The sequence below is a fragment of the Klebsiella sp. RHBSTW-00215 genome, from assembly GCF_014103785.1.
Lineage (GTDB): Bacteria > Pseudomonadota > Gammaproteobacteria > Enterobacterales > Enterobacteriaceae > Klebsiella.
This window is the reverse complement of sequence record NZ_JABXQS010000001.1, coordinates 4,839,744-4,852,413: the sequence shown is the minus strand read 5'-3', so window position 1 is coordinate 4,852,413 and position 12,670 is coordinate 4,839,744. Positions and strand designations below refer to the sequence as shown.

Here is a 12,670-nt window from a genome sequence, read left to right as displayed (position 1 = left end):
GTTACTGCGAGTCGCTGTCGCGGGTGTAGATAATTTTAAACGTATCATTGGCGCAGTGGCCGATAACCTGCGCTCCGGGTTGATCGGTTTGATCGTTCGGGACAATCGCGAGGCTAAACCCTGATTCAGGGACGCCGTTATTGATGATTTTTTGCTGAATATCGTTTTTAACCCGCTCGCATGAGTCGGGTGCTGCCAAAGCGGATGCTGAACCCAGCAGCAGAGCCGCGCATAGCCAGGGTGATAATTTCATCATAAACTCCTTATTGACCTTATCCAGATTTAAGCATAGCAGACGTGGTGTAAACAATTGTATTTGCTAATATGATTGCACTATGCACAAAAGGAATCGCGCGTGAAAAGACTGTTTTTGCTGGTATCGGCAGTATGGGCGCTTAGCGCCTGCGATGAAAAGGCAGCGCCACAAGCGTTTACGCCGGAAATGGCGAGTTTTTCTAACGAATTTGAGTTCGATCCGCTGCGCGGGCCGGTGAAGGAGTTTACTCAGACGCTGTTTGATGAACATGATAAAGCGATTAAAGAGGTGAGAGCGCGTTTGTCAAACGAAGGGTGCTTTGATCTTATCGCTCTGGATAATCGTGAAGAGAACACCGGTGGGGCGTGGTTGCTGGATGCGAATTACTACCTTGATTCTGAAACCCATGAAAAACGCCTGCGCTTGCAGGGGAAATGCCAACTGGCTGAAATGGTGTCTGAAGGGATGAAGTGGGAGATGGATGATAATGGTTTTATCGTAACGTCAATGGGTAAAAAAACAACGACCTCTTATCGCTATGATAGCGAGGGTTTTCCGCTGGGGAAAACCACGACGGCTAAAGATGCGCGTTATGCGGTAACGCTGACACCTTCAGCCGACTCACGTCAGAAGTTGAACTATAGCGCCGTATTGGTTTCAGATGATAATCCGGTCGGCAGCGTACAGCAGACCTGCGAATACGATGATTATTACAACCCTACTCGCTGCGAGCAGCAGATGGTCGATAACAGCGTCCAGCCCCCGCTGACTTACCACTACACTATCAAAAACACCATCGAGTATTACTGAGCCGTCGGCTTGAGCAACGTCTGACCCGGTGCTTTGTGCTCGGTCAGGTACTGGTGCTGGAACAGACACATGCGGATAGTATTGCGATATTCGCCGTTGATGAAGAATTCATGAATGAGTTCACCTTCCACTATGAAACCGAGCTTGCGGTAAATGTGAATTGCCTTTTCATTCTCTTTATCAACAATGAGATACAGCTTATAGAGGTTGAGCACCATAAAGCCGTAGTCCATTGCGAGCTTCGCAGCGCGGGTTGCCAGACCTTTCCCCTGATAATCCGGGGAGATGATTATCTGGAACTCCGCACGGCGGTGAACGTGATTGATTTCCACCAGTTCCACCAGGCCGGCTTTTTCACCGTCGCATTCAATGACAAAGCGGCGTTCGCTCTGGTCGTGAATATGTTTATCGTACAGATCAGAAAGTTCGACAAAGGCTTCATAAGGCTCTTCAAACCAGTAGCGCATAACGCTGGCGTTATTATCGAGCTGGTGGACAAAGCGTAAGTCTTCGCGCTCGAGTGGGCGAAGTTTGACGTGATGAGCGTCAGTCATGGGAATACCTAATACCTGTGAGTTATTGCGCAGTTGTATGAATTATGGCGCCCGCAGGCGCCATAAATTACGGTGCTACGGTACGGCCAGTGCGGCGATCAAGGCAGCGTAGGGTGTTGGGTTCCCAGTACGCGTTAACGTTCGCGCTCTTCTGGCAGTTGTCCTGAGCATCAAAAGCCACGTCGGCTTTGTCCCACTCTTTCTCGGTACGCGTGTTGACCTTCTGGCGTAAAGAACGGGTGTCGTTCCACTGTTCTTTTTCCATCGCGGCCTGCTGGCGGCTTTGCGCGCTATCGCCGGATTCAATCACCAGCTTGTCAGTTTTGGCAAATGACGATGCGGTAAAGATTACCGCGCTCAGCGCCAGCATAGCGGTCAGGCACCAGCGTTTGTTCAATGTCATATTCATCACGATTTCCTTTAAGTGATCCCCTTAGTCTGAGTTTACTACATCTCTTTTCGACGGCATACCCGACAAAACAGACCTGGTTATGGGGCATTATTGCGTAGAATGGATTAATTCATTGTCCCCTTTACGAATCTTTAAATGCTAAAAACAACATTACTTTTCTTTGCTACCGCCCTGTGTGAAATCATCGGCTGCTATTTACCCTGGCTATGGCTGAAACGTGGGGCAAGCTCGTTACTGTTGATTCCGACTGCTTTGGCGCTGACGCTGTTTGTCTGGTTGTTGACGCTGCATCCGGAAGCCAGCGGGCGCGTCTATGCGGCTTACGGCGGTGTTTATGTCTGTTCAGCGCTGCTCTGGCTGCGTTTCGTTGATGGCGTAAAACTGAGTCATTACGACTGGGCAGGGGCGCTGATTGCGCTGTGCGGGATGCTAATCATTGTGGCAGGATGGGGACGAGCATAGCGATCGCTTTGAGTTAATCATCCGGATCAAACCCGCATTGGTCCGGATTGTTTTTCCCCATCTTAATTCATTCCCGTCTTTTGAGATCCCATTTTGGCAACCGAGATAATGTGATCGAACGCATTCTTTTTGATCGTCATACTTGTATGGTAGTAGGTCTGGTGTTTTAATTTTATTCACTAACCGCATAGATGTAAGGAAGATGAGATGAAGATCGTTGCCGCTGAAGTTTTCGTCACTTGTCCAGGACGTAACTTTGTCACCCTTAAAATCACCACCGATGACGGAATTGTCGGCTACGGTGACGCCACGCTAAACGGCCGCGAGCTGCCAGTCGCATCGTATCTGCGCGATCACCTTTGCCCGCAGCTGGTTGGGCGTGATGCGCATCGTATTGAAGACATCTGGCAATTTTTCTATAAAGGCGCGTACTGGCGTCGCGGTCCGGTGACGATGTCGGCTATTTCCGCCGTCGATATGGCCCTGTGGGACATTAAAGCAAAAGCAGCAGGCATGCCTTTGTATCAGCTGCTGGGTGGGGCATCGCGGGAAGGGGTCATGGTTTACTGCCACACCACGGGCCACTCCATTGATGAAGTACTCGATGATTATGCTCGCCACCAGGAGATGGGATTCAAGGCCATTCGCGTGCAGTGCGGTGTGCCGGGTATGAAAACCACCTACGGCATGGCGAAAGGTAAAGGTCAGGCCTACGAACCAGCTACCAAAGGGCAGTGGCCGGAAGAGCAGTTGTGGTCGACAGAAAAATACCTCGATTTTACGCCGCAGCTATTTGCTGCCGTGCGCGAAAAGTTTGGTTTTAACGAACATTTGCTCCATGACATGCACCACCGCCTGACGCCAATTGAAGCGGCGCGCTTTGGTAAAAGTATCGAAGATTATCGCCTGTTCTGGATGGAAGATCCGACCCCGGCAGAGAACCAGGAGTGCTTCCGCTTAATTCGTCAGCATACCGTCACACCGATTGCAGTTGGGGAAGTCTTTAACAGCATTTGGGATTGTAAGCAGCTGATTGAAGAACAATTGATCGACTATATCCGCACCACCATTACTCACGCCGGTGGGATTACGGGTATGCGCCGCATTGCCGATTTTGCTTCGCTCTATCAAGTGCGCACCGGTTCACACGGGCCGTCGGATCTGTCGCCAGTTTGTATGGCCGCAGCGCTGCATTTCGACCTGTGGGTGCCGAACTTTGGCGTGCAGGAATATATGGGCTATTCCGAGCAAATGCTGGAAGTCTTCCCGCATAGCTGGACGTTTGATAATGGCTATATGCATCCGGGTGAAAAACCGGGCCTGGGCATCGAGTTTGATGAAAAGCTGGCAGCGAAATATCCCTATGAACCCGCTTATTTGCCGGTAGCCCGTCTGGAAGACGGCACGTTGTGGAACTGGTGAGGAGAAAGAAATGAAAAGTATTGTGATTCGTCAACCTAACGAGTTAGTGATTGAAGAGCGTCCAATTCCGCAACCTGCGGCAGGGGAAGTGCGGGTCAAAGTGAAACTGGCGGGAATATGCGGTTCTGATAGCCATATTTATCGCGGGCACAACCCATTTGCTAAATATCCGCGCGTGATAGGGCATGAATTTTTCGGCGAGATTGATGCGGTTGGTGAAGGTGTCACTGATAAAGTCGTTGGCCAGCGCGTCAGCGTTGACCCGGTGATTAGCTGCGGTCATTGCTATCCTTGCTCAGTGGGAAAACCGAACGTGTGTACCTCTTTAGTGGTGCTTGGCGTTCATCGGGATGGCGGTTTTAGCGAGTACGCCGTCGTGCCGGCTAAAAATGCCTGGTTGGTACCGGATTCGGTTTCTGACCGACATGCGGTGATGATTGAACCTTTCACTATTGCGGCTAACGTTACTGGACATGTCTCGCCAACTGACCAGGATGTTGCGCTGGTCTACGGGGCTGGGCCGATGGGCCTAACAACTATCCAGGTGCTGAAACGGGTGTACCGCGTTAAGCAGGTGATCGTGGTTGACCGGATTGATGAGCGTCTGCAGATGGCGCAGCGCAACGGAGCGGATTGGGTTATCAATAATGGCGAGAAGCCGTTATCCGAAACGCTGAAAGAGAAGGGAATACAGCCGACTCTGATTATTGACGCCGCCTGTCATCCGACGATTTTGCAAGAAGCCGTCACGTTAGCCTCACCGGCGGCAAGAATTGTGTTGATGGGATTCTCAACAGAACCCTCTCAGGTTGTCCAACAAGGCATTACCGGGAAAGAGTTATCTATTTTCTCGTCACGCCTGAATGCCAATAAATTCCCGGTGGTAATTGATTGGTTAGAACAAGGGCTAATTAATCCAGAGGAGCTGATCACTCACGAATTTGAGTATCAACATGTTGTTGATGCACTGGAACTTTTTGAGAATGACAGAAAACGTTGCTGTAAGGTTTTATTAACCTTCGGGCAATAATTACGAGTGCGGACTCTATATCCTACAATTAGAGATAATCATTATGACTACAGTTAAAAATGAGAGAACAACATCAGATCTCATTCGTGCAGCCGTATCTGGTTGGTTAGGTACCGCGCTGGAGTTTATGGACTTCCAGCTCTATTCTCTTGGCGCGGCGCTGGTTTTTCATGAAATATTTTTCCCTGAACAATCTGCTGCCATGGCGCTTATTCTGGCAATGGGGACTTATGGCGCAGGGTATATTGCACGAATCGTCGGGGCATTCTTTTTTGGTAAGATGGGTGACAGTATAGGGCGTAAAAAAGTCCTGTTTATTACCATCACCATGATGGGGATTTGTACCACCCTGATTGGCGTTCTGCCAACCTACGCTCAGGTCGGTATATTAGCGCCGGTATTACTGGTCACTTTACGTATCGTTCAGGGATTAGGCGCCGGGGCTGAAATTTCCGGAGCGGGCACCATGCTGGCAGAATATGCGCCAAAAGGTAAGCGCGGCATTATCTCTTCGCTGGTCGCGATGGGAACCAACTGCGGAACGTTAAGCGCCACGGCCATCTGGGCGGTCATGTTCTTCGTACTGGACCGCGAACAGCTCGTCGCGTGGGGATGGCGTATTCCGTTCCTGGCAAGCGTTGTGGTGATGATTTTTGCTATCTGGTTACGTCTGAACCTGAAAGAAAGCCCGGTGTTTGAACAGGTTAGTGAAGAAAATGTTTTGCAGGAAGAGGCTGCGACCAGTGAGAACACCCTCGGTGCGATGCTGAAAAGTAAGTCCTTCTGGCTGGCGACGGGTCTGCGCTTTGGGCAAGCGGGTAACTCCGGCTTACTGCAAACATTCCTCGCAGGTTATCTGGTACAAACGTTATTGTTTGATAAAGGTATACCAACTGACGCATTAATGATTAGCTCGGTTATTGGCTTTATCACTATTCCTTTCCTGGGGTGGTTATCAGATAAAATAGGTCGTCGCGTACCTTACATTATCATCAATATCTCGGCGATTATTCTGGCTTACCCGATGCTGTCGATAATTGTAGATAAGAGCTATAGCGCAAGCACTATTATGGCGTCATTGATTGTGATTCATAATGTGGCGGTGTTAGGCCTGTTTGCTCTGGAAAATATTACCATGGCCGAACTGTTTGGTTCCCGTAATCGCTTTACCCGTATGGCGATTTCGAAAGAGGCTGGCGGTTTAGTTGCCGTAGGCTTTGGTCCCGTACTGGCTGGTATTTTCTGTAATATGACCGGCTCATGGATGCCCATCGTTATTATGCTGGTTTGTTATTCAATCATTGGTTTAATTTCTGCCATTCTGATGCCTGAAGTCCGCGACCGTGATTTGAGTTTGCTCAATGATGCTGCAGATTGCACGCCGGAGAAAAAAACGGTCGGCAACGGGCAATATATTTGAGTTCCATAGAGTCCGCACCTTGATGATAGTTGTAAATTAATAACCTGCCGGGTTTTTAGCCCGGCATTTTCTATCCCTTCATGCAAAATATGCTGAATATATAATGACATTATCTTGTATGGTAGTTGATGAAGGTCAAAGGTGTCATACCAATCATATGAGATGGTTTATATCACTGAGCCATTCTCATTGAGAATGGATTTTTGAACATCATAAAATGAGAGTCACCATGGAAAACACGCTTTTAACAGCTAATGCCACGCTGCCTTCTTACGATCGCGACCGGCTCGTTCCGCGTATCGTCCACTTGGGATTTGGCGCATTCCATCGCGCCCACCAGGCGGTATATGCCGATATTCTGGCAACAGAACACGGCAGCGACTGGGGTTATACAGAAGTCAATTTAATCGGCGGCGAGCAACAGATTGCCGACCTGCAACAGCAGGATTTGCTGTATACCGTCGCCGAGATGTCGGCGGATGCCTGGACTGCTCGCGTTGTCGGCGTGGTGAAGCAGGCGATGCACGCCCAGGTAGATGGTCTGGAAAGCGTGCTGGCGAAAATGTGTGAACCGCAGGTCGCCATTGTCTCATTGACCATTACTGAAAAAGGTTACTGCCACTCCCCAGCGAGCGGTGAACTACAGCTGGATCACCCGCTGATTGTCGCCGATTTGCAAAACCCGCATCAGCCAAAATCAGCGCCGGGCGTGGTTGTGGAAGCTTTGGCACGACGTAAGACGGCTGGGCTGGCCGCATTTAGCGTCATGTCCTGCGATAATATGCCGGAAAACGGCCACGTGATGCGTAATGTCGTTTGTGCCTATGCCCGTGCAGTTGATGCCGAACTCGCTGAATGGATTGTGCGCAATGTTACTTTTCCATCCACGATGGTTGACCGCATCGTCCCGGCCGTGACAGCGGATACGCTGGACAAAATTGAACAACTCACCGGCGTGCGCGATCCTGCTGGGGTCGCCTGTGAACCGTTCCGCCAGTGGGTTATTGAGGATAACTTTGTTGCCGGTCGTCCGGAATGGGAAAAGGCGGGCGCTGAGCTGGTATCTGACGTGCTGCCGTTTGAGGAAATGAAGCTGCGCATGCTCAACGGTAGCCACTCCTTCCTGGCTTACCTGGGTTATCTGGCAGGTTATCAGCATATTAATGACTGTATGCTGGACGACAACTATCGCCGTGCCGCACATGCGCTGATGCTGAATGAACAGGCTCCGACGCTGAAAGTACAAGGCGTAGATCTAGCGCGTTACGCAGGTTTGCTTATCGACCGTTACAGCAATCCGGCGTTGCAGCACCGCACCTGGCAGATAGCGATGGACGGTAGTCAGAAGCTGCCACAGCGCATGCTGGATTCGATTCGTTGGCATCTGGCACATGGCAGCGATTTTACTCTGCTGGCGATGGGCGTTGCGGGCTGGATGCGCTACGTCAGCGGCGTTGATGACCAGGGACAGTCAATTGAAATTTCTGACCCGTTGCTGCCGGTGATTGCCAAGACCGTGCGCAACAGCGAAGAAGGTGAAGGGCGAGTGAAGGCATTGCTGGGTATTGAGGCCATTTTCGGTCAGACTCTGGTACAGGAAGGCCGCTTCGTAGATGCGGTCACTAACGCCTATTTAGCACTGCAAAAGAACGGCGCAAAAGCCACTGTTGCTGCGTGGGCCCAGGCCAACTAAATTTATCCATTCTGATGCCGCCTTACTGGCGGCATTTTTCCTCTGGCATGCCACCTGCCGACAACGTGAATTATCCAGGCTATATAAACCTACCATATTGGGCAATAAACTTGATCCAGATCGTTGAACACACTTAACTTTAGCTATCCATAGCTAAATATATATAATTTATATTTATTTTAATGAATTAAATATTTATTTGGCGGATGTGTTGTTCTCCCGTTGTGATAAATATGGCATGATGGCTTAAATTATTTAGTTTCTTGAGTAAAGGAGAACGGACTATGTACAAGAAAATATTGTTGCCCGTAGACGTTTTTGAAATGGATTTAAGTGACAAAGCCGTTCGCCATGCGGAGTTTTTGGCCTCAGCGGATGAAGGTGAAATCACGCTGCTGAACATATTGCCAAACAGCAGTAGCTCAGTTCTGCGCGGTTTCGCAGCCGATATTCGTAAATTTGAAGCATATATGCGGGAAGAGTCAGAGAAAAAGATGAGGTCGCTGTCCCGTCTGTTCTCAATTCCTGCTGAGCGCATTCACTCCCGGGTCGTGTTTGGTAACGTGCGTGATGAAATCTTAGCGATCGGCAGTAATGATGACTATGACGTGATTGTGATTGGCTCGCGTAAGCCGGGCATTTCTACTCATCTGTTGGGATCCAACGCCGAGTCGATTATTCGCTACGCTAAAATACCGGTTCTGGTGATTAGATAACATCGATAGCCTGAACATTTGGCGGCAGGTGAGAGACTCTGCCGCTATCTATATTTTTACTCTTCGCTGAACCAGTCGCTATTTTCCTGACGTACAAGCAGGACGGACTCACTAATTTCCTGCAGATGCAGGCTCATCGCTTTTTCTACGGCATCCGGGTTACGGGCGACCAGCGGCTGGAAAATATCATAATGCTGGCGCAGCATCATATCGGGAGGGGTGACATGATCGAGACTCATATAGCGCACCCGGTCAATGGTGGCTTTAATATTTTCGACGGTATCCCAGGCTAGTTGGCAGTCGGCAATTTGCGAGAGCTTCTGGTGAAATTCATCATCCAGCTGAAAGAAATCATTTAACTGTTGGCGTTCGACCGCCGCACGCTGCTGATTGAGATTTTGCTCAAGCTGATAGAGCTGTTCATCATTCACCATCCCGGCGGCGCGGCGCACTACTGCGCATTCAATGGCCTGTCGAACAAAACACCCATTACGCACCTGCGAGAGGGAAATCTTGTTCACATAGCTGCCGCGCTGTGGGCGAATCTGAATCAGGCCGTTTTCCGCCAGTTTAATAAAGGCTTCACGCACCGGCTGACGAGAAACGTCAAAGCGTACGGAAACTTCCTTTTCGGACAGTGGGGTGCCGGGCGGGATCAGGCAATGGACGATATCCCGACGAAGGATACGATAAATTTGCTGGTTTACAGGCTGTGTCGGATTCAGTTGGGATTCTGCGGCCATTGTGCTTACTTTTAAATGGAATTTTGCGCTATTTTACGCGTTTTTTGCTTTCCAGCCCAGACCCGGTCTGCTGACCGGGTCGTTGAGCTTAGCCCTGACGATGAACGTTCAGACCGGCAAAACTTTGGCTGACTGGCATCATTTCAAGGGTGTTGATATTGACGTGTTTCGGCAGGGTTGCGACCCACCAGACCGCTTCGGTTACATCTTCCGGCGTCAGGGCTTGCGTATTCTCGTAAGCTTTGTCCGCTTTGGCGTCATCACCTTTAAAGCGCACGTTAGAGAATTCTGTTCCGCCTACCAGACCGGGTTCAATATCGGTCACGCGAACGGCGGTGCCGTGAAGGTCGGCGCGCAGATTTAGACTAAACTGGCGAACAAAAGCCTTTGTCGCGCCGTAGACGTTACCGCCAGCATATGGCCAGCTACCAGCGACTGAACCGATGTTGACGATATGACCGCGGTTACGTTCAACCATGCCAGGCAGAACCGCACGGGTCATGTACACCAGCCCTTTATTGTTGGTGTCAATCATATCTTCCCAGTCTTCAACGCTGGCTTTGTGTGCGGGTTCGAGCCCCAGCGCCAGTCCGGCGTTATTAACCAGAACGTCAATGGCTTGCCACTCCGCGGGCAGCCCGGCGATCATCTCTTCGATAGCCGCACGATTACGCACGTCCAACTGCGCGGTATAAATGCTCTCGCCCAGCTCATCCTTCAGCGTCTTCAGGCGCTCTTCGCGACGCCCGGTGGCAATGACTTTGTGACCGTTAGCGACAAAACGGCGAGTAATACTTTCACCAAAACCTGCTGTTGCTCCGGTAACCAGGATAATCATCTTACTGTTCCTCAACGCTTTTTGTGTCTTTATACCATAGCACGCGATATCGGCGACGGGTAATGGAAATCGTCGGACAACATTTGACGAGCGGGGAAATCATTGCGATCAATCAATGAGTTGCCTAATCTTACAGGATAATCGTGTTCAGGAGATGATGATGTTGGACAACAATCCTTTTTTAAGCGTCAGCCTGCTGCCTTATCAGGCGCCGCGTTTTGATTTGATTTCAGATAGCCATTACCGCCCGGCCTTTGATGAAGGCGTACGGCGTCAACGTGAAGAGATTAGCGCGATCGTTAATAACCCGGCTCCGGCGGATTTTACCAATACGCTGGTGGCTCTGGAGCAGAGCGGGCAGCTGCTGGCGCGGGTGACAAGCGTCTTCTTTGCTATGGCTGGAGCGGATACCAACCCGATAATTCAGGAACTGGATGAGCAGTTTTCTGCCGAACTGGCTGAACTGGGCAACAATATCTGGCTCAATGAGGCGCTGTTTGAGCGTGTGAAACAGGTTTGGCAACAGCGTGATTCTCTCTCTCTGGACGCTGAATCCATGCGTTTGCTGGAGGTAACCTGGCAACGTTTCACCCTCGCAGGCGCAACGTTGGCAGAAGAGCAAAAAACGGTGCTGCGGGCGCTGAATACGGAAGCTGCGACCCTGCAAAGTCAGTTTCAGCAACGTCTGTTGGGGGCGGTGAAGTCCGGTGGTCTGGTGGTAGATTATGCCCATCAGTTGGAAGGGCTCAGTGAGGATGAAATAAGCGCAGCGGCAGAAGCGGCGCAGGAGAAAGGCTTAAACGATCGCTGGCTGCTTGCGCTGCTTAATACGACTCAGCAACCCGCGCTGCTTTCCCTGCAGGACAGGCAGACGCGAGAAAACCTGTTCGCTGCGGGTTGGACGCGTAACCAAAAAGGCGATGCCAATGATACCCGCGAGCTGGTATTGCGGCTCGCGGAGATCCGGGCCCGTAAAGCGCAACTGCTTGGGACCGCTGATTATGCGAGCTGGTCGATGGCTGACCAGATGGCAAGAACCCCTGAGCAGGCCTTTTCCTTTATGCGGCGGATAGCCCCTGCGGCGCGAGCCAGAGCCGAGCAGGAGCTGGCGGATATTCAGCAGGTTATCGATAATGAAGGCGGCGATTTTCAGGCTGCGGCCTGGGACTGGCTCTACTATGGCGAGCAGGTGCGTCGGGCGAAGTTTTCTATCGACGAAGCGCAGCTAAAGCCGTATTTCGCCCTCGACCGCGTCCTGCGCGACGGCGTATTCTGGGCCGCTTCTCAGCTGTTTGGCATCCGCTTTGTTGAGCGTTTTGATATCCCGGTTTATCACCCAGATGTGCAGGTATGGGAAATTTTTGACGCGAACGGTGAGGGGATTGCGCTATTTTATGGTGACTTTTTCGCCCGCGATAGCAAAAGCGGCGGGGCGTGGATGGGCGTTTTTGTTGAGCAATCAACTTTGCGCGCGCAGCATCCGGTCATCTACAACGTCTGTAACTATCAGAAACCCAAGGCTGGCCACAGCGCATTGCTGTCGTGGGATGAGGTGATTACGTTATTCCACGAGTTTGGTCACACGCTGCACGGCCTGTTTGCCAGCCAGCGTTATGCCAGCCTCTCAGGCACGAATACGCCGCGTGATTTTGTTGAGTTCCCGTCACAGATTTTTGAACACTGGGCCAGCGAACCGCAGGTATTCGCCCACTATGCGCGGCATCATCAAACCGGTGAAGCCATGCCGGAAGCGTTACGTGATAGCATGTTCCGGGCGGCGAAGTTTAATAAAGGTTACGACATGAGCGAGCTGCTCGCGGCGGCGCTGCTGGATATGCACTGGCACAGCGTGTCGACGGAAACGCTGCCGCAGGATGTTGATACCTTCGAAGCGACGGCGCTGCAAGCGGAGAATATGGATCTTTCCGCCGTGCCGCCGCGTTATCGCAGCAGCTATTTTTCGCATATTTTCGGCGGCGGCTACGCCGCAGGCTATTACGCCTATCTATGGACGCAGATGCTGGCGGACGATGGCTATCAGTGGTTCGTTGAGCAGGGCGGTTTAACCCGTGAAAACGGCCAGCGCTTCCGCGAGGCGATTTTGTCGCGCGGCAATAGCACTGATTTAGCTGAACTGTATCGGCAGTGGCGCGGGCACGATCCTAAAATCGAACCGATGCTGGAAAATCGCGGGCTGAGCTAGCAGTGCGTTTAGCTAGTGAAAAGAGAACCGGGCGATAAACCCGGTTTTTGAGTAATAGTTTCGTGCCCAAATCCCTCTAAAGTTCTTCCCCAAAATGGGTTTTGTATTCTG

At 51.0% G+C, this 12,670-nt stretch carries 13 protein-coding genes; 8 read left to right on the top strand and 5 right to left on the bottom strand.

Annotated features, from left to right (window positions below):
- Nucleotide 1: 1 nt before the first annotated feature.
- Nucleotides 2–253, bottom strand: coding sequence for a DUF1161 domain-containing protein (locus HV127_RS23145; RefSeq protein ID WP_182240788.1), 252 nt, complete (start codon nt 251–253; stop codon nt 2–4).
- 102 nt (nt 254–355) lie between these two features.
- On the opposite strand from HV127_RS23145, the gene HV127_RS23140 reads away from it, so the two are divergent.
- Nucleotides 356–1,066, top strand: coding sequence for a YnfC family lipoprotein (locus HV127_RS23140; protein WP_182239062.1), 711 nt, complete (start codon nt 356–358; stop codon nt 1,064–1,066).
- Here the strand turns inward: HV127_RS23140 and speG are convergent.
- The gene (speG, locus tag HV127_RS23135) at nt 1,060–1,620 is read right to left on the bottom strand and encodes a spermidine N1-acetyltransferase (RefSeq protein WP_110274090.1); all 561 of its coding nucleotides are present in this window, start codon (nt 1,618–1,620) and stop codon (nt 1,060–1,062) included. The two genes, HV127_RS23140 and speG, sit on opposite strands and share 7 nt — an antisense overlap.
- 67 nt (nt 1,621–1,687) lie before the next feature.
- On the bottom strand, nt 1,688–2,029 hold the full coding sequence (locus tag HV127_RS23130) for a DUF1283 family protein (protein ID WP_142513889.1): 342 nt from the start codon (nt 2,027–2,029) through the stop codon (nt 1,688–1,690).
- 138 nt (nt 2,030–2,167) lie between these two features.
- On the opposite strand from HV127_RS23130, the gene HV127_RS23125 reads away from it, so the two are divergent.
- From HV127_RS23125 to HV127_RS23100, 6 genes are all read left to right on the top strand, one after another.
- Nucleotides 2,168–2,494, top strand: coding sequence for a YnfA family protein (locus tag HV127_RS23125; RefSeq protein ID WP_182239060.1), 327 nt, complete (start codon nt 2,168–2,170; stop codon nt 2,492–2,494).
- A 207-nt stretch (nt 2,495–2,701) separates the two neighbouring features.
- Nucleotides 2,702–3,916, top strand: coding sequence for a starvation-sensing protein RspA (gene rspA, locus HV127_RS23120; protein ID WP_182239058.1), 1,215 nt, complete (start codon nt 2,702–2,704; stop codon nt 3,914–3,916).
- A 10-nt stretch (nt 3,917–3,926) separates the two neighbouring features.
- A complete protein-coding gene (locus HV127_RS23115) occupies nt 3,927–4,946 on the top strand; it encodes a Zn-dependent oxidoreductase (protein WP_182239056.1) in 1,020 nt (339 codons plus the stop codon).
- A 43-nt stretch (nt 4,947–4,989) separates the two neighbouring features.
- On the top strand, nt 4,990–6,366 hold the full coding sequence (locus HV127_RS23110) for an MFS transporter (protein ID WP_182239054.1): 1,377 nt from the start codon (nt 4,990–4,992) through the stop codon (nt 6,364–6,366).
- A gap of 229 nt (nt 6,367–6,595) precedes the next feature.
- Nucleotides 6,596–8,059: a fructuronate reductase gene (locus HV127_RS23105; protein WP_182239052.1), complete on the top strand. Its 1,464-nt coding sequence runs from the start codon at nt 6,596–6,598 to the stop codon at nt 8,057–8,059.
- A gap of 284 nt (nt 8,060–8,343) precedes the next feature.
- Nucleotides 8,344–8,775, top strand: a complete 432-nt coding sequence (locus HV127_RS23100) for a universal stress protein (RefSeq protein WP_182239050.1) — start codon at nt 8,344–8,346, stop codon at nt 8,773–8,775.
- A gap of 56 nt (nt 8,776–8,831) precedes the next feature.
- Here HV127_RS23100 and HV127_RS23095 read toward each other — a convergent pair whose 3' ends face one another.
- On the bottom strand, nt 8,832–9,518 hold the full coding sequence (locus tag HV127_RS23095) for a GntR family transcriptional regulator (RefSeq protein WP_110274099.1): 687 nt from the start codon (nt 9,516–9,518) through the stop codon (nt 8,832–8,834).
- Nucleotides 9,519–9,606: 88 nt separating this feature from the next.
- Complete coding sequence (gene ydfG / locus HV127_RS23090; protein WP_112214300.1) at nt 9,607–10,356, bottom strand: bifunctional NADP-dependent 3-hydroxy acid dehydrogenase/3-hydroxypropionate dehydrogenase YdfG; 750 nt, start codon at nt 10,354–10,356, stop codon at nt 9,607–9,609.
- A 160-nt stretch (nt 10,357–10,516) separates the two neighbouring features.
- Here ydfG and dcp point away from each other — a divergent pair, with 160 nt between their 5' ends.
- On the top strand, nt 10,517–12,559 hold the full coding sequence (gene dcp / locus HV127_RS23085) for a peptidyl-dipeptidase Dcp (protein WP_182240786.1): 2,043 nt from the start codon (nt 10,517–10,519) through the stop codon (nt 12,557–12,559).
- Nucleotides 12,560–12,670 lie beyond the last annotated feature (111 nt).